24 protein-coding genes are annotated in these 22503 nt (G+C 62.8%); 9 read left to right on the top strand and 15 right to left on the bottom strand.

What is annotated here, in order from left to right; all coding sequences use genetic code 11:
• Positions 1-24: 24 nt before the first annotated feature.
• The 7 genes from FZZ93_RS05420 to FZZ93_RS05390 form a co-directional block, all read right to left on the bottom strand.
• Positions 25-630 carry a Yip1 family protein gene (locus FZZ93_RS05420; protein WP_149321317.1) on the bottom strand — a complete coding sequence of 202 codons (606 nt, stop codon included), beginning with the start codon at positions 628-630 and terminating at the stop codon, positions 25-27.
• 119 nt (positions 631-749) lie between these two features.
• Complete coding sequence (gene cyoE / locus FZZ93_RS05415; protein WP_149321316.1) at positions 750-1694, bottom strand: heme o synthase; 945 nt, start codon at positions 1692-1694, stop codon at positions 750-752.
• The gene (cyoD, locus tag FZZ93_RS05410; protein WP_149321315.1) at positions 1652-1981 is read right to left on the bottom strand and encodes a cytochrome o ubiquinol oxidase subunit IV; all 330 of its coding nucleotides are present in this window, start codon (positions 1979-1981) and stop codon (positions 1652-1654) included. The genes cyoE and cyoD overlap by 43 nt, the downstream gene beginning before the upstream one ends.
• Position 1982: 1 nt before the next feature.
• Positions 1983-2597, bottom strand: a complete 615-nt coding sequence (locus FZZ93_RS05405; protein ID WP_149321314.1) for a cytochrome o ubiquinol oxidase subunit III — start codon at positions 2595-2597, stop codon at positions 1983-1985.
• 2 nt (positions 2598-2599) lie between these two features.
• Positions 2600-4582 carry a cytochrome o ubiquinol oxidase subunit I gene (gene cyoB / locus FZZ93_RS05400; RefSeq protein WP_149321313.1) on the bottom strand — a complete coding sequence of 661 codons (1983 nt, stop codon included), beginning with the start codon at positions 4580-4582 and terminating at the stop codon, positions 2600-2602.
• A gap of 3 nt (positions 4583-4585) precedes the next feature.
• Positions 4586-5602: a ubiquinol oxidase subunit II gene (cyoA, locus tag FZZ93_RS05395; RefSeq protein ID WP_149321312.1), complete on the bottom strand. Its 1017-nt coding sequence runs from the start codon at positions 5600-5602 to the stop codon at positions 4586-4588.
• Positions 5603-5884: 282 nt separating this feature from the next.
• On the bottom strand, positions 5885-6607 hold the full coding sequence (locus tag FZZ93_RS05390) for a DeoR/GlpR family DNA-binding transcription regulator (protein ID WP_149321311.1): 723 nt from the start codon (positions 6605-6607) through the stop codon (positions 5885-5887).
• 218 nt (positions 6608-6825) lie between these two features.
• Here FZZ93_RS05390 and FZZ93_RS05385 point away from each other — a divergent pair, with 218 nt between their 5' ends.
• From FZZ93_RS05385 to FZZ93_RS05345, 9 genes are all read left to right on the top strand, one after another.
• Entirely contained in the window at positions 6826-7665 is an 840-nt protein-coding gene (locus tag FZZ93_RS05385; RefSeq protein WP_149321310.1) for an outer membrane protein OmpK, read from the top strand.
• Positions 7666-7715: 50 nt separating this feature from the next.
• A complete protein-coding gene (locus FZZ93_RS05380; RefSeq protein ID WP_149321309.1) occupies positions 7716-8981 on the top strand; it encodes a NupC/NupG family nucleoside CNT transporter in 1266 nt (421 codons plus the stop codon).
• A gap of 137 nt (positions 8982-9118) precedes the next feature.
• A complete protein-coding gene (gene deoC, locus FZZ93_RS05375) occupies positions 9119-9892 on the top strand; it encodes a deoxyribose-phosphate aldolase (protein ID WP_149321308.1) in 774 nt (257 codons plus the stop codon).
• Complete coding sequence (gene deoA, locus FZZ93_RS05370) at positions 9892-11217, top strand: thymidine phosphorylase (protein WP_149321307.1); 1326 nt, start codon at positions 9892-9894, stop codon at positions 11215-11217. Before deoC ends, deoA begins: the two co-directional genes overlap by 1 nt.
• On the top strand, positions 11214-12425 hold the full coding sequence (locus FZZ93_RS05365) for a phosphopentomutase (RefSeq protein ID WP_149321306.1): 1212 nt from the start codon (positions 11214-11216) through the stop codon (positions 12423-12425). Before deoA ends, FZZ93_RS05365 begins: the two co-directional genes overlap by 4 nt.
• Before the next feature lie 3 nt (positions 12426-12428).
• Positions 12429-13157, top strand: coding sequence for a purine-nucleoside phosphorylase (gene deoD / locus FZZ93_RS05360; RefSeq protein WP_149321305.1), 729 nt, complete (start codon positions 12429-12431; stop codon positions 13155-13157).
• A complete protein-coding gene (cdd, locus tag FZZ93_RS05355; protein WP_149321304.1) occupies positions 13154-13564 on the top strand; it encodes a cytidine deaminase in 411 nt (136 codons plus the stop codon). The genes deoD and cdd overlap by 4 nt, the downstream gene beginning before the upstream one ends.
• Positions 13565-13626: 62 nt before the next feature.
• On the top strand, positions 13627-14019 hold the full coding sequence (locus tag FZZ93_RS05350; RefSeq protein WP_149321303.1) for a gamma-glutamylcyclotransferase family protein: 393 nt from the start codon (positions 13627-13629) through the stop codon (positions 14017-14019).
• 42 nt (positions 14020-14061) lie between these two features.
• Positions 14062-14805 (top strand): dienelactone hydrolase family protein, encoded by a 744-nt coding sequence (locus FZZ93_RS05345; protein WP_149321302.1) that lies wholly within the window; start codon positions 14062-14064, stop codon positions 14803-14805.
• Between the two features lie 225 nt (positions 14806-15030).
• Here FZZ93_RS05345 and FZZ93_RS05340 read toward each other — a convergent pair whose 3' ends face one another.
• From FZZ93_RS05340 to FZZ93_RS05305, 8 genes are all read right to left on the bottom strand, one after another.
• On the bottom strand, positions 15031-15624 hold the full coding sequence (locus tag FZZ93_RS05340) for a methyltransferase domain-containing protein (RefSeq protein ID WP_149321301.1): 594 nt from the start codon (positions 15622-15624) through the stop codon (positions 15031-15033).
• Between the two features lie 91 nt (positions 15625-15715).
• Positions 15716-16003 carry a HigA family addiction module antitoxin gene (locus FZZ93_RS05335; RefSeq protein ID WP_149321300.1) on the bottom strand — a complete coding sequence of 96 codons (288 nt, stop codon included), beginning with the start codon at positions 16001-16003 and terminating at the stop codon, positions 15716-15718.
• Positions 16004-16013: 10 nt separating this feature from the next.
• A complete protein-coding gene (locus FZZ93_RS05330; RefSeq protein WP_149321299.1) occupies positions 16014-16292 on the bottom strand; it encodes a type II toxin-antitoxin system RelE/ParE family toxin in 279 nt (92 codons plus the stop codon).
• A gap of 151 nt (positions 16293-16443) precedes the next feature.
• Positions 16444-16809, bottom strand: a complete 366-nt coding sequence (locus tag FZZ93_RS05325; RefSeq protein ID WP_149321298.1) for a glutaredoxin family protein — start codon at positions 16807-16809, stop codon at positions 16444-16446.
• A 62-nt stretch (positions 16810-16871) separates the two neighbouring features.
• On the bottom strand, positions 16872-17843 hold the full coding sequence (locus FZZ93_RS05320) for a LacI family DNA-binding transcriptional regulator (RefSeq protein ID WP_149321297.1): 972 nt from the start codon (positions 17841-17843) through the stop codon (positions 16872-16874).
• Between the two features lie 148 nt (positions 17844-17991).
• A complete protein-coding gene (locus tag FZZ93_RS05315; RefSeq protein WP_246146125.1) occupies positions 17992-19062 on the bottom strand; it encodes a Gfo/Idh/MocA family protein in 1071 nt (356 codons plus the stop codon).
• Positions 19062-19841 carry a ThuA domain-containing protein gene (locus FZZ93_RS05310; protein WP_149321295.1) on the bottom strand — a complete coding sequence of 260 codons (780 nt, stop codon included), beginning with the start codon at positions 19839-19841 and terminating at the stop codon, positions 19062-19064. Before FZZ93_RS05310 ends, FZZ93_RS05315 begins: the two co-directional genes overlap by 1 nt.
• A gap of 250 nt (positions 19842-20091) precedes the next feature.
• Positions 20092-22431 (bottom strand): mechanosensitive ion channel family protein, encoded by a 2340-nt coding sequence (locus FZZ93_RS05305; protein ID WP_149321294.1) that lies wholly within the window; start codon positions 22429-22431, stop codon positions 20092-20094.
• Positions 22432-22503 lie beyond the last annotated feature (72 nt).

Below are 22503 nucleotides of genomic sequence, written 5' to 3'. Positions count from 1 at the left end.
TCCAGGCCAGATAAGGTCAGAGAATTACCCGATGATCGACAGGATGATGCGTTCGCCATACCCCCACAGCAGCACCGTCATCCCGAGCAGAGCCTCGAGAATCAGCACCCCGAAGGCCAGTGTCGTGCTGGAGACGATGAAGCCTTCTTCCTTGCTGATATTGAGAAAGGCGGGAATACCGAGATACAGCAGATAAGCGGTGTAGCAAAGACCGATGATACCGGCCAGCAGGCACAGCCAGATCAATGGATAGACCGCCACGATGCCGCTCAGGAACATCGGCGTAGCCACGTACCCGGCGAAGACAATGCACTGGCTCTGACTCGGCGGGCGCGTATAGCGTTTGGCCATGTAGCGAATGACCTTGCCGACCGCATAGACCGCCGCCAGGATCACTAGGTAGAAGACAATCCCGGCCCCCAGGGCATCCAGATACCCCAGCTGTATGGTGGTTCCACCTCCCAGACTCCAGCCGACCTGCGTGGTGCCAATATAGGAGCAGACGACCGGAATGGCCGCCAGCAACAGGACATGATGCTCGTAGAGGTGAGTGAGCGTCTCGCGCTCTCCCTTGATCTGTTTCCACTCACGATTCGGGTGGGCGATCAGACCCCATACATGCGTCAACATAGCGCTACCTCCTGCCGGAGACGGACCGAGACAGGCCCGTCAGTCCACTGCGTTGTTCCGTCGACTTGCAGTATAGGCAGGAATCCGGGGGATGTGCCCCCCGGATAGCACAGGCGGGATCAGTTAAGGGCAGTCCACAGGGGAGTTGCCGGCGGCAGACTGGCGTCCACCGACATCATCAGGCTCAGAGCCGTGATGGTGATGATCGAGAAGGCAAAGACACGTTTAGCCCAGCGCTCCTCATCGCGTACGCGATAGCCTTGCATGGCGAGATAGAGCCAGTAGATGCCCATCACCAGGGCGACGACAAAATATCCTGGGCCTGCATAACCCGCCACGCTCAACGCCAGCGAGGCGAAGACGAAGGCCAGGATATAGCCGAGGATATAATGCTTGGCGGTCTTGATGCCCCTGACCACCGGCAATACCGGAATCCGGGCCGCCTGGTAATCCTTCAATCGAAAGATCGCGATGGCGTAGGAATGCGGCATCTGCCACAGGCAGAAGATCACCAGCAGCGTCAGCGCACCACCGTCAAACTGACCGGTCACGGCACAATAGCCCACGACTGGCGGCATTGCGCCGGACAGGCTGCCCACCAGGGTCCCGTATTCGGAATGGCGCTTCATGTAGAGGCTATAAACCCCCACATAGATCGCGAAGCCGAACGCCGCGAGCCCCACCGTCACCCAGTTGGTAAACAGCGCCAACAGCGCGAATCCTGCAATGCCGAGCAACGCCGCAAAACGCAGAGTCGCAGCAGGGGTGACACGCCCCTGTACCAGGGGGCGTGTTCGAGTGCGTTCCATCATCGCATCGATATCACGATCGATGACGTTATTGAACGCACAGCCGGAAGCGATCACCAACGCCAGGCCAACCACAGTGGCAATCAGCAACCAGAGGTCGACATCGCCCCGGGCGGCCAGGAAAAAGCCGCCCAGAACCGCGATCACATTGCCGCCGATGATGCCCGGCTTGGTGATGGTGAGGTAGTCCTTGCGCATCCTGGCCGCCGGAGTCAACCGATCATCATGTTCTGATGCAGGTTGTACATGATCCATATGGAACCTCCGATGACCAGAACCAGGATCGACACGGTGAAGACGAACGACATGAAGTTCCAGCCCTCGTCCGCCTTGGTGTTCATGTGCATGAACAGGATCAGCTGCACCAGCACCTGCGCCACTGCCGTTGCCACGATGACAAGTACCGTGGCAGGCGTGCCGAAGGAACCGGTCATCACCACCCCGAAGGGAATGATGGTCAGCACAATGGACAGGATCAGCCCTACAACATAGGACTTGACGCTACCGTGGCTGTGCTCTTCGTGAGAGGCATGTCCACTCATATCAAAGGACTCCCATCAGGTAGACGAAGGAGAAGACGCAGATCCAGACGATATCCAGGAAGTGCCAGAACAGGCTCAGGCACATGATCCGCGGCCGCGTCATGCTGGTCAGCCCCTTCTGCTGCAGCTGGACCAGCATCACCAGGATCCAGATCAGGCCGAAAGTCACGTGCAGGCCGTGGGTGCCCACCAGCGTGAAGAACGCCGACAGGAAGGCACTGCGATCCGGCCCGAAGCCTTCATGGATCAGGTGCTGGAACTCGTAGAGCTCCAGCGCGATGAAGCCGGCACCAAGCAGAAAGGTAGCCGCCAACCAGACCTTGACCTGCTGGACGCGGTTGGCATTCATCGCCAGCACCGCCATGCCGTAGGTGAAACTACTCACCAGCAGCAGGAAGGTGTTTACCAGGATCAGCGGCAGTTCGAAGATATCCGCTCCCGAAGGCCCCCCGGCCGTGCCCCGGAGGAGCACGGCATAAGCAGCGAACAGTGACCCGAAGATCACCAGGTCGCTCATCAGGTAGACCCAGAAACCGAAGATCTTGGTGCCAGCGGTATCGTGGTGGTCATGCTCGTGAGCATGACCCTCGTGGTTGCTTAGAGTGTCGGTTGCCATGATTACGCCTGCATCTCCACACGTTGTTGGTGCTCGCGCTCGATGCGCTCCACTTCGGCGGCGGGGACGTAGTAGTCAACGTCTTCCCGGAAGACTCGCGCCATGAAGGCTGCGAACGTCCCGATACCGCCGACAATGACCAGCCACCAGATGTGCCACACCAGGGCGAAGCCGGCGACCGTCGCGAACAGCGCGATGATCGGCCCTTCCCAGGTATTCTTGGGCATATGGATGTCCTGGTACGGAGGCTTGGAGAGCGGCGCCTTGCCACCGTTGCGCTGCTTCTGGTCCCAGAAATCGTCGATGTCGTTCACCTCGGGCAGATGCGCGAAGTTGTAGAACGGCGCCGGCGAAGAAGTGGACCACTCCAGGGTCCGGCCGCCCCAGGGATCGCCCGTCACGTCCTGATTCTTCTTGCGGTCACGGATACTGACGATGAACTGGATCACGGTACAAGCAATACCGCAAAGAATGATCACGGCACCCACCCAGGCGATGATCATAAACGGCTGCCAATCGCCATTTTCATAGGACTGCATGCGGCGTACGGCACCGAAGAAGCTCAGTACGTACAGCGGCATGAAGGCCACGTAGAAACCAATGATCCAGCACCAGAAGGAACGCTTGCCCCACTTTTCGTTCAGCGTGAAGCCGAAGGCCTTCGGGAACCAGAAGGTCAGCCCCGCCAGCATGCCGAATACCACGCCGCCAATGATGACGTTATGGAAGTGGGCGATGACGAACAGGCTGTTGTGCAGCACGAAGTTGGCCGCCGGCAGGGCCAGCATCACACCGGTCATGCCGCCCAGGGTGAAGGTGATGATAAAGCCCAGGGTCCACAGCACCGGCGAGGTAAACTCGAGACGCCCGCGGAACATGGTGAACAGCCAGTTGAAGATCTTCACCCCGGTGGGGATGGCGATGATCATCGTGGCAATACCGAAGAAGGCATTGACGTTGGCGCCTGCCCCCATGGTGAAGAAGTGGTGCAGCCAGACGATGAACGACAGGAAGGTGATCGCCACCGTGGCCCAGACCATGGTGCCGTAACCGAACAGACGCTTGCGGGCGAAGGTCGAGATGACCTCGGAGAAGACCCCGAACGCCGGCAGGATGAGGATGTAAACCTCAGGATGGCCCCAGGCCCAGATGAGGTTGACGTACATCATCATGTTGCCGCCGAAATCGTTCGTGAAGAAGTGCATCCCCAGGTAACGATCGAGCGTCAGCAGCGCGATGGTCGCGGTCAGAATCGGGAAGGAAGCGATGATCAGGATGTTCGCGCACAGCGACGTCCAGGTAAAGATCGGCATGCGGAAGAGCGTCATGCCCTTGGTGCGCATTTTCAGGATAGTGACGAAGAAGTTGATACCGGTCAGGGTCGTACCGATACCCGATATCTGTAACGCCCATATCCAGTAATCCACCCCGACCCCGGGACTGTATTCTTTCCCCGATAATGGCGCATAAGCCAACCAGCCTGTCTGGGCGAACTCACCCACGAACAGAGAGATGTTGACCAGAACCACCCCGGCAGCAAACAGCCAGAAGCTCAGGTTGTTCAAGAACGGGAACGCCACGTCACGGGCACCGATCTGCAACGGTACCACCAGGTTCATCAGGCCGATGACCATGGGCATGGCAACGAAGAAGATCATGATCACACCATGCGCGGTGAAGATCTGATCATAATGGTGGGGCGGCAGGAAGCCCTCGGCACCGGCTGACGCCATGGCCAACTGGCTACGCATCATAATGGCGTCGGCGAAACCACGAATCAGCATCACCAGGGCCACGAGGAAATACATGATGCCGAGTTTCTTGTGGTCGATCGACGTCAACCACTCGTGCCACAAATAGCCCCACTTCTTGAAGTAGGTGATGGCGCCCACAATCGCGAGTCCACCCAGCACGATGGCCGCAACGGTCACCATGATGATGGGCTCGTGGAAAGGAATCGCCTCTAGGCTCAGTTTTCCTAACATAATTTACTCCGCTGCCTCCGCACTCATGGGCTCACCGTGAGACTCGGAATCGCTGTGAGACTCGTCACCGTGGGACTCGGACTCACCATGGCCACCACCATGACCAATCGCCTCTCGAGCACTGTTATCGACATACTCCTCCATGTATTCGGCGTGATTGCCGCCGGCATGGAAGCTCTTGAGGATCTGCTCATACAGAGAAGACGGCACGTCCGAGAAGTACTCGACCTCGTTATTCGCACTCGGCGAAGCCAGAGCATAGTACTCTTCCGGGAAGTTCAAGGAGTTGGAGGATGCTTTCGCCTCCTCGACCCAGGCGTCGAATTCTTCCTGTGTTCCCACCTGCGCTTCGAACGTCATCCCCGAGAAGCCCGCACCACTGTAGTTGGTGGAACGGCCTTCATAGACGCCCGGCTCATCGGCGACCAGGTGGACATCATTATCCATGCCGGCCATGGCATAAATCTGGCTGCCCAGGCGCGGGATAAAGAAGGCATTCATCACGGAGCCCGACGTCACACGGAAACGCACCGGCGTATCCTCGGGGAAAGCCACCTCGTTGACGGTAGCAATGCCCTGTTCGGGATAGATGAACAACCACTTCCAATCCAGCGAGACGGCCTGGATCTCCATCGGCTCCTGCTGGTCCTCGGCAGGCACGATCGACTTGTGCGGATCAAGGCTGTGCGAGGTATACCAAGTCAGAACGGCCAGGAAGGCGATGATGACCATGGGAATGAACCAGACCACGGCCTCGATCTTGTTGGAGTGAGCCCAGTCGGGCGTATAGGTGGCATCCCGATTGCTACGGCGATAACGCCAGGCGAACAGCAGCGTCATCACGATGACCGGAATGACGACGATCTGCATCAGACCAAAGGCAGTCAGGATGAGGGTGCGTTGCTCCTCCCCTATCTGTCCCTTGGGATCCAGCAGCGCCGAACTGCAGCCCGCCAACAGCAGTGGCAGCGATAGCAGCAGCAGGACGCCGAGCATGCGCAGGGTGGGGTTTCTTCTCATGTTTCAACCTCGTCAGGGCTTGGCGGCGAACGCATTCCCGCTCGAGTTCAACGGGCGTGCACGCGCCGAAGCGCTCTCCGGCGGAGGTCGCTGGCAGAGCTCTGACGAGGAGCTGCCCACGGCCGTCGTGGAGAGTACTTCGGACACTGTCACGGCACGGCAGCCCGCGGCGACGACTCGCTGCGACATCGCCGGGCGGGAGGCTCCGGCCGTGAGGCCAGTATTCTGAGGGTCCAAAGAGAGAATGGGAAGGGGCGATTTGCCGCAGGTTGTCGCACCCGGTCACACCGGTATACTGCCCTGCTCGGTGATGACCTCATCGATTTCATCGAGCCCAGCGAAACGAGCCGGCCTGACCAGCCCGCGCTTGCTGGGGTCGACCACCAGCACCCGGTGCTCGGCCGAGGCAATCGCAGCCCGCTTGGGCGCCACCTCATGAAAGTGGAAGCAGCTCAAGCCTTTCATGTCATGCACCCCCGCCGCCGAGATAAACGCCTTATTGATCCCCAGACGAGCAATGGTCACCGCCATGTCATCACCATCGAAGGAACGCGAGGATTCCTGGTAGAGCCCGCCGAGCAGCCACAACCGAACACCGGGGCGAGCGCTGACGGCATCGGCGACGTTCAAGGCGTAAGTCACCACCGTCAGCGACAGATCGGACGGCAGACTGGCCGCCATCGGCATCAGGGTGGTGCCGCAATCGATGAAAAGGGTGTCGCCCTCCTCCAGGGTCGCCACGGCTCGTTCGCAGAGCCGTCGTTTGACCTCGGCGTAACGATCGCGCTGCACAGCCAGGTCGTAGGCCGGCGCGTGACGAGGATCATCGGCACGCATCAACAGCCCGCCGACCAGCACCAAGGCGCCATCGGATGCGGCGAGGTCACGACGAATGGTCATCTCCGAAACATCACAAAGCGCCGCCGCCTCCGCCAGGCGCAGGCTCCCGCCCTGTGCCAGCGAAGCCTCCAAGTTCCTCAGTCGTGTCGCGCTGCGTTCATTCACTCGTCCACCTCTACGCCGTTTAGGCGCCGTTGGTCGTCAGGGTTGCGGGCCTGTGTGTGATTAAAATAACATTTGAATGTTACTCGAATAACATCCACGACGACCACGACCTCCATTCATCCGGCCGCCCCCGGATCCACGCATCGACGTCAGTGATGACCCGCTCTCTTTGCTTGCCCAACACATCACACGACAACAACTCCAAAGGAAGCCGACTTATGCCGACCTTCACCGCCCCTCAACGCTTCGCTTCCCTGAGTGGCCTGCTGCTCGCCGCCACTGCGCTGCCCGCCAGCGCCAATGGCACTGGCGATGATGCCGCATCAGCGCTGACGCCGCAGTGGTCGTTCGCCAACGTCTCCGTCAACTATCTGGACTGGTCCGACGGCACGCAACAGCGCACCGCGAGCAATGCCGCCAAGGGCGACTTCTTCTACCTCGAACTCGAGGGCGGCGTCGGCTTCGATTGGGGGGAATTCTACGGCTTCTACGATTTCGAGAATCCCCAGAACGACACCCTCGAGGACGACACACGCGACAACCGTCGTGCCGCCGGCAAGGTCACCTCGCATATCTATCTCGGCGACACCCCCTTCTCGCTGTACTTCCACGTCTACGACTTCCGCGACTACGGGTTCGACAGCGAGGAGCAGGACCGCATCGTCGGCTTCGGCTATCGACATACCTTCGGCAACGGCCTGTGGGTCAAGCCTTTCCTTGGCAAGGCCTGGGTCGACAGCGACGCCAATGCCTACAGTGGCGAAAACGGCTATATGCTCGGCTGGGTGCTGGGTTACGATTTCCAGGCCTTCGGCGAGAACTTCAGCCTGAGCAACTGGCACGAACAGACTTTCGACCGGGATGACGACTATCTACAGCAGAATTACGTCAATGGCCCGGCCGGCAGCACCGGCACCAATGGTGCCGTGGCCTTGTGGTGGCACCCGATCGACGAGATCACCACCGGCGTTCAGTATCGCTACTCCAACAACAAGTTGGGCACCGCCGATCATTACCAGAACGCGATGATCTACACCCTGAAATACAACTTCCTGTAAGTCAGGCCGGACATGAGCGCTCCCATGCCATCGACCACAAGGACATCCCCATGACCTTGATCATGAGTCTCGTCGGAATGGCGACCCTGATCGTCATTGCTCTGCTGTTTTCCACCAATCGCCGTGCCATCCGCCTGCGCACCGTGATCGGTGCCTTCGCCATCCAGGCCTGCCTGGGGGCTTTTGTGCTCTATGTGCCTTTTGGCCAGGCGGTGCTCGCCACCGTCTCCGATGCCGTCAGCCAGGTCGTGACCTATGCCAACGATGGCATCGACTTCCTGTTCGGCGGCCTGGCCAACGTCGAGGAAACCGGCTTCGTCTTCGCCATCAAGGTGCTGCCGGTGATCATCTTCTTCTCCTCGCTGACCGCCGTGCTCTATTACCTGGGCATCATGCAGTGGATCATTCGCTTGCTCGGTGGAGCCCTGCAGAAGGCGCTGGGCACCTCGCGCACGGAATCCCTCTCGGCTACCGCCAACATCTTCGTCGGCCAGACCGAGGCCCCGCTGGTCGTGCGTCCCTTCATCAACCGCATGACCCAGTCGCAACTGTTCGCGGTGATGTGCGGCGGCCTGGCCTCCGTGGCCGGTTCGGTCCTTGCCGGCTACGCCGCCCTGGGCATTCCCATGGAATACCTGGTGGCCGCCTCCTTCATGGCCGCACCAGGCGGGCTGCTGTTCGCCAAGCTGATCATGCCCGAGACCGAGACGCCGAACGATAGCGTTGCGACGGCCGAGCAGGAACTCGAGGCGGAGGATAAACCCAGCAATGTGCTGGATGCCGCCGCTTCCGGCGCCTCTTCCGGCCTACGCCTGGCCGCCAATGTGGGGGCTATGCTGCTGGCGTTCATCGGCCTGATTGCACTGATCAACGGCATCCTCGGCGGTGTCGGCGGCTGGTTCGGCCTCGAAGCGCTCAGCCTGGAGCAGATCCTCGGTTGGCTGTTCGCGCCCCTGGCCTTCCTGCTCGGCATTCCCTGGTCCGAGGCCACGCTGGCCGGCTCATTCATCGGCCAGAAGCTGGTGGTCAACGAGTTCGTGGCTTACATCAATCTCGCGCCCTATATCAGCGGCGAGGAAATCGTTGCCGCCACCGGCCAGGCCATGACGCCCCACACCAAGGCGGTGCTGTCATTCGCCCTGTGTGGTTTCGCCAACCTCTCGTCCATCGCCATTCTGCTCGGTGGCCTGGGCAGCATCGCGCCCAGTCGCCGACATGAAATCGCCCGCTTCGGCATTCGGGCCGTCCTGGCGGGTACCCTCTCCAACCTGATGTCCGCCACACTCGCCGGCTTCTTCATCGCCCTGGGCGCTTGAACCATCATTGGGCGCTTGAACCATAATGGTAAAGGGGGCTACCGCGCCCCCTCGGGAAGCATTGCGTCAAACGCCGGGTGTCATTGACGCGCGGCCGTCTCTGCAGTGCCTCCGACATACATCAAAGAGAGCACGCCATGAAAGACCTCACCTGGACCGCTCGTCAGGCATTAGCCCTGATGGATCTCACCAGCTTGAACGACAACGATACCGACGAACGTATCGAGGCACTCTGCCAGCGTGCCAAGACGCCAGCCGGCCACCCGGCGGCGATTTGCATCTATCCGCGTTTCATCGTCCCGGCCCGGCGCGCCCTGACCGCCCATCGCCTGAACGACACCATCAAGATCGCCACGGTGACCAACTTTCCCCATGGCAACGCCGATATCATGCGCGCTGCTCGCGAGACCCGCGAGGCCGTGGCCTCGGGTGCCGATGAAGTCGATGTGGTCTTCCCCTACCGCGCGCTGATGGAAGGCGACGAGGAAACTGGCCGTGGGCTGGTCGAGATGTGCAAGGCCGCGGCCGGCGGCAAGACCCTCAAGGTCATTCTGGAAACCGGCGAACTCGGCGATCCGACCTTGATTCGTCGCGCCTCGGAGCTGGCCGTCAGCGGCGGTGCCGATTTCCTCAAGACCTCCACCGGCAAGGTCGCCGTCAACGCCACCCTGGAAGCCGCCGAGATCATGCTCGAAGTGATCCGCGACAACGGCGGCGAGATCGGCTTCAAGGCCGCCGGCGGCGTACGCACCGCCGAGGATGCCCAGGCCTATCTCGAGCTGGCCGAACGCCTGATGGGCGCCGACTGGATCACGCCCCAGCACTTCCGCTTCGGCGCCTCCGGCCTGCTCGACAACCTTCTCGAGACGCTCGGCATGATGGGAGGGGCCGATATAGAGGAGGACTACTGATGCTGCCCCAGGAAGCCATTCGCGCCAAGCGCGATGGCGAGGCCCTGGACGCGGCGACCATCGGCGAGCTCGTCGCCGGCATCGCCGGTGATGGCTTGAGCGATGCCCAGATCGGGGCGCTGGCCATGGCCATCTTCCTCAACGGCATGAACGCCACCGAGACGGTGGCGTTGACCGAGGCGGTGCGCGATTCCGGCGACGTGCTCGACTGGTCGGCACTCGACCTGCCCGGCCCTGTCATCGACAAGCACTCCACCGGCGGCGTGGGCGACGTCGTCTCGCTGATCCTCGGCCCTTGGGTCGCCGCCTGCGGCGGCCATGTGCCGATGATCTCGGGCCGGGGCCTCGGTCACACCGGCGGCACACTGGACAAGCTGGAGTCGATCCCCGGCTATTCGGTCACTCCCGACACCGCCACCTTCCGGCGGCTGGTCAAGGACGTCGGCGTGGCCATCATCGGCCAGACCGCCGACCTCGCCCCCGCCGACAAGCGCCTCTATGCGATACGCGACGTCACCGCCACGGTGGAGTCGCTGCCGCTGATCGTCTCATCCATTCTCGGCAAGAAGCTCGCCTGCGGGCTCGATGCCCTGGTGATGGACGTCAAGGTCGGCAGCGGTGCCTTCATGCCCACGCCGGAGGCCTCGCGGGAACTGGCCGAGACCATCGCCGAGGTCGCCAGTCGCGCCGGCACCCCCACCACCGCGCTGCTCACCGACATGAGCCAGCCCCTGGCGCCCTGCGCCGGCAATGCCCTGGAAGTGCACGAGGCGCTGGCCGTGCTCACCGGCAAGCGCCCGAACAGCCGCCTGCTCGAAGTGACCCGCGGCCTGGCGGTGGAGATGCTGCTGGCCGGCGGCCTGGCGCCCGACCAGGACGCCGCCCTGAAGCGGCTCGACGAACAGCTCGCCTCGGGCGAGGCCGCCGAGCGTTTCGGGCGCATGGTGGCCGGCCTCGGTGGCCCTGCCGACCTGCTCGACGCCCCGGAGCGTCACCTGCCCGCCGCCCCGGTGGTGCGCCCGGTACTCGCGCCGCACGCCGGCCACCTGCGCGGCCTGGACACCCGGGCACTGGGCATGACGGTGGTCGAACTCGGCGGTGGTCGCCGCCAACCGGGCGAAGCCATCGATCACGCGGTGGGCCTGGCCGATATCGCCGAACTCGGCACCCAGCTCGACGCTGGCCAACCGCTCGCCACCCTGCATGCGCGCAGCCACGCCGAGGCCGACCAGGCCGAGCGTCAACTGCTCGATGCCATCGAGATCGGCGAGGCCTGCCCATCTCCCACCCTGATTCGCGACATCATTCGCCGGGAGGCCCCATGAAACGTGCTATCGTGCTCGTCCTCGACTCCTTCGGCATCGGCGCCACCCCCGACGCCGAGAGCTTCGGTGATGCCGGCGCCGACACCCTCGGCCATATCGCCGAGGCCTGCGCGGCGTCCGCCGAACGCGGCCCCTTGAAGTTGCCCAACCTCGGCCGGCTCGGCCTCTTTCACGCGCACCGCGAGAGCACCGGTACCTGGGCCGAAGGGATCGTGCCTCCCGAGTCGATCAGCGGCGCCTACGGCCACGCCCGGGAAATCTCCTCCGGCAAGGACACTCCGTCCGGTCACTGGGAGATCGCCGGGGTGCCGGTACGCTTCGACTGGGGCTACTTCAGCGAGCCGCAGAACAGCTTCCCCGCCGAGTTGCTGGAGGCCCTGATCCGCGAGGCCGAGCTTCCCGGCGTACTCGGCGACTGCCACGCCTCCGGCACCGAGATCATCGCCCGGCTGGGCGAGGAGCACGTACAAAGCGGCAAGCCCATCGTCTACACCTCCGCGGACTCGGTTTTCCAGATCGCCGCCCACGAGGACACCTTCGGCCTCGAACGGCTCTACCGCCTCTGCGAGACCGCTCGCCGGTTGCTCGAGCCCTACAACATCGGCCGGGTCATCGCCCGCCCCTTCAACGGCGACGCTGCCGCGACCTTCCAGCGCACCGCCAACCGCCGCGACTACAGCGTCGAGCCGCCCTCGCCCACCGTGCTGCAACGCCTCTGCGAGGCTGGCGGCCAGGTGACCGCCATCGGCAAGATCGCCGATATCTACGCCCACTGCGGCATCTCACGCAGTCTCAAGGCCAGCGGCCACGACGCCCTGTTCGACGCCACCCTGGACGCCATGGCCGCCGACGGCGATCGCACCCTGATCATGACCAACTTCGTCGATTTCGACATGGTCTACGGCCACCGGCGCGACGTGGCCGGCTACGCCGCCGCCCTCGAGGCCTTCGATGCCCGGTTGCCCGAGTTGCTCGAGCGCCTCGATGACGACGATCTGTTGATCATCACCGCCGACCACGGCTGCGACCCTACTTGGCACGGTACCGATCACACCCGAGAGCACATTCCCATCCTCGCCCAGGGTGCCGGACTCGTTCCCGTCTCGCTCGGCGCGCGCGACAGCTTCGCCGACATCGGCCAGAGCCTGGCCTATCATTTTGATCTGCCGCCCATGGATGACGGCACATCCTTCCTACAGGAGGCATAAACGATGGCCACTCCCCACATCAAGGCCGAACGCGGCGACTTCGCCGACACCGTGCTGATGCCCGGTGATCCGCTGCGGGCACGCTACATCGCCGAGACCTTCCTCGACGACGCCCGGCTCGTCAACGAGGTCCGCAACATGTATGGCTACACCGGCACCTACCGGGGCCGCGAGATCTCGGTGATGGGCCACGGCATGGGCATTCCCTCGATCTCGATCTACGCCAAGGAACTGATCACCGAGTTCGACGTCAAGCGCCTGATCCGGGTCGGCTCCTGCGGCGCGGTACGCGACGATGTGGCGGTACGCGACGTGGTGATCGGCATGGGTGCCAGTACCGATTCCGGCGTCAATCGCACCCGTTTCCTGGGCAACGACCTCGGCGCCATCGCCGACTTCGAACTGACCCGGCATGCCGTGGACGTCGCCCGCGAGCACGGCGTGCCGGTCAAGGTCGGCAACATCTTCTCCGCCGACCTCTTCTACGACCCGCGCCCCGAGATGGTCGAGATGATGCGCCGCTACGGCATCGTCGGCGTGGAGATGGAAGCCGCCGGCCTGTACGGCGTGGCCGCCGAGTTCGGCGCCCGGGCCGCCACCATCTGCACGGTCTCGGACCACATCGTCAAGGGCGACTCGCTGTCCAGCGACGAGCGCGCCACCACCTTCGACGACATGATGCGCATCGCCCTGGACAGCGTGCTGCGCGACGATGCGGGAGGTGACGCATGAGCGATAACGTGGCCGCCGATATCGTCGGCGAACTGGTCGCGGTGCGCGATCGCGCCTACGCGCCCTACTCCCGGCACCCCGTCGGCGCCCTGGTGATCAGCGAAAGCGGCACCCGCTACAGCGGTGCCAACATCGAGGTCGCCCATTACAAGGGACTGTGCGCCGAGGCCTCGGCCATCGCCGCCATGGCCAGCGCCGGCGAACGCCGCCTGAGCGAGGTCTACGTGATCGGCCCCGGCCAGCACCTGTGCACGCCCTGCGGCGACTGCCGCCAGCGCATCCGCGAATTCGCCACCGACGAGACCCGCATTCTGGTGGTCGACGCCGACGGCGCCCTGCTCAGGCGCTACACCATGAACGAGTTGCTACCGGACGCCTTCGGCCCCGATAATCTGGACCTGGATTGAGCGTATCCCGGCTGGCCTCGCCCAGCCGGGACCTTCCCTCACGACATACGCGAACAGCCTCTATGCACAGTCCCGCCCTTGCCATTACCCGCACGCCCCTGGTGGCCGTCTACGGCACCCTCAAGCGCGGCCTGCGCAACCACCACTGGCTGGAAGGCGCCACCTTCATCGGGCGCGACCACCTCACCACCGCCACCCTTTACGATCTCGGCCGCTATCCCGGCGCCAAGGCCGAACCCTCGCGCGGCGTGGAAGTGGAAGTCTATCGCGTCGACGCACGGATCCTGGCCGACCTCGACCGCCTGGAGGACTATCGCGTGCGCGCCCCGGCCTTGGGCATGTACGACCGCACCATTCACGACACCGCCTTCGGCCCCGCCTGGCTCTATCTCTACAATTCCGACGTCACCGGCCATCCGGCGATTCACGAAGGCGCCTGGCAGCCCGCCGGCTAACCATCCAACACCCATCAGCCATCGACCATTCGGAGCCCGCTCATGTCTCGCGCCATCGACATTCCCGCCGCCGACGGCACCATCGACGCCCTCATCTTCACGCCCGGCAACGCCGACGGCCCGCTGCCGGCTGTAGTGCTGTTCACCGATATCGGCGGCCTGCGCCCCTGCTATCACGAAAAGGCCCAGCGGATCGCGGACAACGGCTACGCCGTCTTGATGCCCAACATCTACTACCGCGACGCAGCCGGCGCCATCGTGCCGGAAGGCAAGTCCTTCCGCGACCCGGACGTGCGCCCGACCCTGGTCGAGTATGCCGACCACCTGACGCCCGAGACACAATCCCGCGATTTCATCGCCCTGCTCGAATGCATCGATGCCGAGGCCGAATTCGCAGGCGGCAAGCTGGGCGTGGTCGGCTACTGCATGACCTCGGCCTTCGCACTACGCATGGCGGCCGAACACCCCGACCGCGTGGCCGCCGTGGCAGGATTCCATTCGGCACGGCTGGCGGAGGCCGACGACCCGGCAAGCCTCGTCGGCGTGGTCGAGACCATCGAAGCCCGCGTCTACTTCGGCCACGCCGACAAGGACGAACTGCTCCCCCCCGAGCAGATCGCCCGCATGGACGAAGCTCTCGCCCGAGCCGGCGTGCACTTCACCACCGAGCTCTACAAAGGCGCACCCCACGGCTACACCGCCCAGGACGCCACCGGCTCCTACCACGCCGAAGCCGATGCATTGCATTACAAGCGGCTCGCCACGCTGCTGGAAGAAACGCTGTAAGGCTCTAGTGACCGCTTACCATCAACGGCCCCCATGGCATTGGGGCCGTTGACGGGACAGAACTCAGCCTACGAGGAAGGGAACGAGGGTCATCCTCGACGCCTAATGGGTGCCTTCTTTCGGCCAGAAGCAAGCGGCGTTCGATCAGAGCAGATATAACGCCTGGCTCACGCGTCGCCTAAGCGCAGCAAAGCGGAAGAAACTCGATTGTTGCTAAGCCAATTATTAAATGATTTTCTGGGCAACAACGGAGTAGGTATGCCAATGTTTCTCCTTGCCGAGAAGCGTCATACCTGCCGAGTCATGCTCATAGATATCCATGATCCTAAAGTCACGACCAAAGAGGTCTTGTAGCTCTTCGTCCGTATGAACGGTAAGATCACCACGCTTCATTTTTGCCCATGAATCATTCGGACCCATAAAGTGGCCGCAAAATACTCCACCACTCAGCAGTGACCGAGCAATGCTCTCCCAGGCCCGAGAAAAAAGCCCGGGATCACAAAAAAACAAACTGGAGCATGAACTTACCAAAGATGACCTTGGATACTCAAATATCTCGAAGCTACAAACTTTGGGAAACAGCTTCTCATTGAGATACATACTTCCCATCTCACTCAAACGCGCTATGGCAGCATCGCTTCTATCATATGCATGCACCTTAAAACCACGTTCAACCAAGAATAGTGCATCGCGCCCAGCCCCACAGCCTACATCCACTGCCACCTTTGGTAGTGAAACATCAACTATATCAAGGGCCATTCTGAGATGAGGATACACATCTACATTCAATGATCGCTCGTAATATGTTTTCTCACTCATACCCAGCCCTCAGTATATTTAACGCCGCGCATGCCAAGGTGAGTATCCAGCAAGCGCAGGCTCCACAGAACTGCTCTTGGCCATGTCTTGTCTACGCCGCAACCAGCTTTTTGACTCTAAGGTCTTTGCGGTGCTGTTCGGCATGCCAGAGCTCATACTGAGATTGCTGGGTTAACCAACTCTCCGCCGACGTGTCGAACGCGATAGAGAGCCTGATTGCCATTTCCGGACTAATGCCGGCTTTTCCATTCAGCACTGCACTCAGGGTCTTGCGGCTGACTCCGAGCGCTTCAGCAGCCGCAGTTACCGACAGCCCAAGGGGCTCCAAGCATAGCTCCCTTATCACTTCGCCCGGATGGGGGGGGTTATGCATCAACATCGATAGCACCTCAATGATAATCTTCGTAATTGACTACCTCGGCATCGCCATCTTCAAACCGGAACGTCACGCGCCAGTTACCACTTACCGTTACCGACCATATTCCAGTACGACTGCCTGAGAGCGCATGCAGACGTAGGCCCGGCAAGTCCATATCTTCGATGCCTGATGCCGCATTTAGCCTACCGAGGATGAGCCGAAGCTTCTTTGCGTGAGCGGCCTGGATCCCTGCGGTACTACCGGACTTGAAGAACTTGGCCAAGCCCTTGTGCTTGAAGCTTCTGATCATCTTCTGATCGTAACCTATAACGTATCAGGTATCAATTCGCATGACAGGTATTAGACAGCACACTCGCTTCGCATTTGAACAAGCATGCTACCTCTGCTGGCATATCGGCCCTCGGTAGTAAAAATCACAAGGCTCACCGAGGCTTCCAGCCCTATTCGCCGAAGCGTCGGCGCAGGTAGCCGATGATGTCGCTTGATTCGTACAGCCAGCGCGTCTCGCCGCTTTCTTCGATATGCAGGCAGGGCACCTGCGCCTTGCCGCCGCCTTCCAGCAGCGCCCGACGATGCTCGGGGTCGAGCCGGGTGTCACGAATCTCGATGGTCAGGGCAAGACGGGTGATCTCGCGACGCACCCGCACGCAGTAGGGACAACTCCAGAACTGATAGAGCGCCAGGGCCTCGCACGCCCGGTCGACTTCGGCCTGAGTCTCGGCGTCGCGATGCACTTCCGGTGCCGGACCAAGCTTCCTGGACACCCAGGTCAGCGGCGCCAACAATGTCTGAATCAGCGATCGCATGATGTTTTCCTCCTGCCATCAGAATAGGTCGAAGGCCGCCAATGCTCTCGACTATGCCTCATTCAGCTGGTCTCGCGAACCACCAACTCTACCGGCATCGAGACATGGCGCGGCGGTTTGCTTGCCTGCGCCTCTCCCAGCAGTTCGACACTCATGGCGGCGATGCCGGCGATGTCCTGGCGCACCGTGGTCAGGCCCTCGGCCAGGGTCGGCAGGTCATCGAAGCCGGTGACCGCCACCTCGCCGGGTACGCTCAGGCCATGATCCTCCAGAGCCGTCAGGCAACCCCGGGCAAGCTCGTCGGTCTCGCAGACCAGGCCGTCATAGGCGCGCGGCTCCCGCTCGAGGCGCCGGCTCAGCCAGCGGTAACCTGTCAGGGCTGGATCCAGGTTGGGCGGAATGTCGATCAGTTCGGCCTCGAAGCCAGCCTCGTCGAGCGCCTGGCGATAGCCTCCCAGGCGATGCTGGCTGTGAGGGCTCGTCAACTCGTCGCCGACGAAGGCGATGTGCCGACGCCCTTTCTCGACCAGGTGGCGGGTAGCCAGGTAGATGCCATGGCGATCCTCCGGCGCCACCGAGAAACCCTCCCCGGCCAGGCCTATGCGCACGAAGGGCACGCGGTGAGACCTCATCAATGCGGGACGCGGGTCGTCGGCGAACTCACCGAGCAGGATGGCGGCGCCGGCCTGTTCGGGCAGGGTCGCCGTGCGGTCGTGGGCGAAGAAGATCGGTACCATGCCCTGGCGGTGCAGCGCCACGGTCAGGTGTTGGTAGAGCAGGATATAATAGGGCCGCAGTTCGAAGTCGCGACGCCCCAGCGAGATACCCACCACCGCGGCCTTGCCGCTGATCAACTGGCGGGCAGCGGCACTGGGCCGGTACTCGACGTCGCGGCTGATGGTGAGGATGCGCTCGCGCAACGCCTCGCTGATGCCAGGTTTGCCATTGAGCGCGCGGCTGACCGAGGCGATGGAGACGCCCGCCCGCCGTGCGATTTCCCGGATGTTGGCCGTCTTCGACGGTTGTCTGCTCATCGCCTGCCTCGTCACCGAGCGGCCGGCCTCGCGCCGACCGCCATTCTCTGCGGCCACCGATTGTGCCCGATCGGACGAAGCGCTGCGACAGCACCTCACCGCCCTGGCATGGCGGGCCCGTGATGAAAATCCGGCGGGCCGATATGACTCAGGCAGGCTGCTCCTGGACGGCCTGCGCCTCCAGACGCAGGACACCGCCCCGGGCATCGGAGTCGAAACAGGCATCCAGCACACGCTGCAGGGCCGCGCCACGGGCAAAGTCGGGCTGGTCGTTGACGGCGTTTTCGATGCTGTCGACAAAACGCTGATAGATGCTCGGCGTGGGCGGCGCCGCGACCGAGATCCAACGCGCGGGATGCACGTCCTCACCGAGACACACTTGCACCTGGTCGCGGGCCACATCGAGATCGACGCGCAGCGCGCCGCGATCGCCGTGAACCGAGAGCGTCAGCGAGTTGTGATGGCCGGTGGCCCAACGGGTGGCCTGAACGGTGCCCAGCGCGCCGCCGGCGAACTCCACCTGCATCAGGGCGCTGTCGTTGGCGTCGAGAGAGTACTCGCCGATGCGGTTGTCCGGGGCCTTGTCGAAGCACTTGAGGCGGCAGGTTACGCCGACGATATCCCCCACCGGGAAGCTGGCGAAGTCGAGGATGTGCACCCCCACGTCGCCCAATACCCCCTTGCTGCCGTGCGCTTCGGAGAGCCGCCACAGCCACTGGCTGTCCTGATCCCAGCGCCCCCAGGCATCGCTCACCAGCCAGCTCTGGCGATAGCTGGCATCAACGTGCATCACCCTCCCCAGCCGGCCTTCGGCGACCAGCTCGCGGGCAAGCTGGATCGCCGGGGCGTCGCGATAGCTGAGGTTGACCATGTTGATCACCCCGGCTTCGCGGGCCGCCGCGGCCATTTCGTCAGCATCGGTGGCATTGGTGGCCAGGGGCTTCTCGCAGAGAACATGCTTGCCGGCGGCGATGGCGGCAAGTGTTGTCGCCTTGTGCACCCCGTCCGGGGTGACATTGCTCACCGCATCGATGTCGTCGCGGGCCAGCATGGCCCCGAGATCGGTGTAGACCGCGGAAATGCCGTGCTCGGCGGCAAAGGTGTGTGCCTTGTCGCCATCCAGGTCGCAGACCGCCACGACCTCGACATTCGCGATCTCCTGGAACCGCTGGGCGTGCTGGCCGGCCATGCCGCCGGCGCCGATGATCGCCAGACGCATCACTTGAAGCCCTCCTCACCCGGTTTGTGCAGGCCTTCGCCCTTCACTTCCACCGGGTTCGGCGCCTGGTCGGGCGGCACGTTGGGGCAGCTGTCGATCCAGCGCGAGCCTTCCGGGCACGCCCACTTCACGCCGTTCTTAAGGACCCGGCGCACCTGCTCGTCGTAGTAGATCGGATAGGTCTCGTGACCGGGACCGAAGTAGAAGATCTTGCCGTTGCCGCGCTTGTAGGTGAGTCCGGAGCGGAACACCTCACCGCCTTCGAAGGCGCTGATGAACACGACCTCGTCGGGATTGGGCACCGCAAAGGGCTCGCCGTACATCTCGCTGTGCTCCAACTCGAGGTAGTCGCCCAGGCCCTGGACGATCGGATGGCCGGGGTTGACCACCCACAACCGCTCACGCTCGCCGGCCTCGCGCCACTTCAGTGAGCAGGTGGTGCCCATCAGGCGCTTGAAGATCCTGGAATAGTGGGCGGAGTGCAGCACCAGCAGCCCCATGCCTTGCAGCACCCGAGCCTGAACCCGGTCGACGGTCTCGTCACGAACGTCGCCATGAGCGGCATGCCCCCACCACAGCAGCACGTCGGTGTCCTCGAGCAGCGACTCGGGCAGGCCCTGCTCGGGATCCTGCAGGGTAACGGCGCGGGCCTCGATCTGCGAGTCCTCGTTGAGCCCGGCGGAGATGCAGGCATGCATGCCCTCGGGATAAATGCGCGCTACCACCTCGTTGGTCTGTTCGTGGACGTTCTCGCCCCAGACCGTAACCTTGATCGTCATGGGTTGGCTCCTCCTGGCATGGCCTGATGAATGATGTCGATACCGCCGATGTCAGTGACACTCAAAAAGTAAACGCTTACGCCATAAGAGTAAACGTTTACTCTCTGCCACCATGGTCGTATCCAACGCCAAACATTCACATTGACCGGCAAGGACATTCACGACGAAGGGCAAACCGGAAAGCGACCGAACCCGGCAGCTAGCCAGGCTCGGTCATGCGCAGTCGGGAAGAAACGGGAAAGGGCTGCTATCAGCTGCCAGGATCCGGAGAGGCCCCTCGGGCATTGGTCTCGCCGGCCGGGTCGGCGACACCCGCCTCCCCGGGATCGCGGCCTGCCGCGTCGCGCTCGTCGCCCCGCTCGCTACTGCCGTCGAGCCGACCGTCACCGCGCCCTTCCATGCTGACGCTGAGACGCGGCACGCCGAGACTAACCTCCTGCTCCTCCATGCGCTGCTTGAGCAGCAGGTTAAAGGCCCGAGCCACATCCCACTGCATCTCGGGCGCGGTGCGAAAGCGCATGCGCAGGATCGGACAGCCATCCTCGAAGGCATGGATGCCCTGCATTTCCAGCGGCGACCAGATGTGGTGGCGCATCATCGGATCCTGTCGCAGCGCCCGGGCGGTTTCGTGCATCAACGTAATGGCATCGTCGATCTTCATGTCGTAGGGAATGCGGATCTTCATCAGCGCGATGCCGAACTGGCGCGACATGTTATGGATCGAGTCGATTCGGCTGAAGGTGATGATGTGCACGATGCCATCCAGGTCACGCAGCCTCACAGTACGCAGGGTCAGACCCTCGACAGTGCCCATGTGGCCGTTGATCTTTACGAAGTCGTCTACCGCCAGGGAATCCTCGATGAGGATGAAGATACCGGTGATCAAATCCTGCACCAGTGTCTGGGCACCGAAGCCGATAGCCAGGCCGATGACACCGGCACCCGCCAGCAGCGGCGTGACGTTGACACCCAGGTTGGCAAGCCCGACGATGGCGGCGATGATCACGATGGTGGCGAAGATGACGTTGCGGATCATTGGCGTGATGGTCTGGACGCGCGCCTGATTGACCCGGCGGCCACGAGAGCGCGCCGACGACACCAGGGCGCGCTGGATAGCCGTATCGGCGAAGATCCACGCCAGCCAGGCCAGCAGGATAGTGAAGCCAATGCCCAACAGCGCCTGGCCGATGCGTACGCTGGCCACTCCCTGGCTGCCGATGCCGATCAGGGATGCCCCCCACACTTGCAGCGACAGCTCGGCAAAAGCGAACCAGGCCAAGGCATGCCCCAGTGCATAGCCGAAGCGTTCCAGCCGGCGTCGGTAATCGCTCTGGCGGCGACGTTTCGAGCGTTTCTCGGCGTGTCGGCGCAACAAGCCCGCCACGACCAGCGTCAACACCAGCAAGGCGGCAGAAATGATCGAGCGCGCCAGCGCCGTGCCGACATCGCCCCCGGTGACGAAGATCGCCAGCAGCGAACCGCCCACCAGCAGCAGCGCCGGTACATGCCAGAGGCCACCCACCACTCGGATCACTTCCGAGGAACTGCCCTGGTCGCGCCGGTGGGAATAGGGCCGATTGCGAATCAAGTGCTTGATGGGCCGCTTGAAATTCAGGATGAAGCGTCCACTCAGCACGGCCGCCAGGGTGTTGGCCAGCACCGAGCACAGGCTGGCCAGATCGAGGCCGATCAAATCGGTGAGCCGCGCCGAATTGAGGGCATCGCCCAGAGCGATCAAGGCGCCGATCATGAACAGCGGCCGCAGGCCATGGTTCTGCAAGATGCGCACGGCGACGAAGCGATGCCCGCGCGTGAACACTGAGATGACCGTCTCCACCACCACCGACAGGGTCCGCCCGCACAGCGCGACATAGGCGATGACCAGCGCCCCCGTACGCCCGGCACTGCCCGACACCAGTTGTGCGATCCCCATGGTCAACGCAAAGGCCAATGCCCAAGGCAGCATGCGCCGCAGGAAATGGATGGCCAACAGGTGCGCCCGGGGTTCGCGCGGCAGATCCAGTGGCCAGCCGCGGCGCCTGGCCAGCATGCGGCCCAGGGCGATGAAGATCACCAGCAGGCCGACCCAGATCGCCACCAGCACGGTCAGCTCGATGATGAAGCGTACGATCTCGGCATTGCCGGTGCGCACCACCAGCTCGCTCAGATCCTGCCAGCCCTCGCTCAACTGGAGTCGCCAGCCGTCCAGGGGCGAGCGCCCCGCATCGGCCTGTTCACCCAGTTGATTGAAGGTATCGGCCAGCGCGCCCAACAGGCCCTGCGGCGATGTGATCCTCTCATCCTCGGCCGCCGGTTGATTAGCCTGACGCAACGCCTCCAGGCTCTCCAGCAGCTCCTGTCGCTTGGCATCGTCCTGCAGGGTGGCAATAACCTCGTCCAACGACGCCTGGAGCTGCTGGGGATCATGGCCCTCCGACTGCTTGGCATTGGCCAGCCCCGACAGCGGCGAGGGCTGCGCCGCCACGAGCAGCGGCAGCGCCAACAACAACAGCGCCAACAGGCCACGCAGGGCCAACGAGTAACGGTGCGCGATGAGCAAATCGGGTCTCCATCCAGAGCGTCGTGGCATAACGACATATCCTGACATAAAGATGACCAGACAGTGTGTTAGGCTGCCGAAATCTGACAACAGGATGCCGTC

The organism is Halomonas eurihalina (assembly GCF_008274785.1).
GTDB lineage: Bacteria > Pseudomonadota > Gammaproteobacteria > Pseudomonadales > Halomonadaceae > Halomonas > Halomonas eurihalina.
The sequence above is the reverse complement of the archived record's forward strand: the minus strand, read 5'-3'. Positions and strand labels throughout refer to the sequence as shown.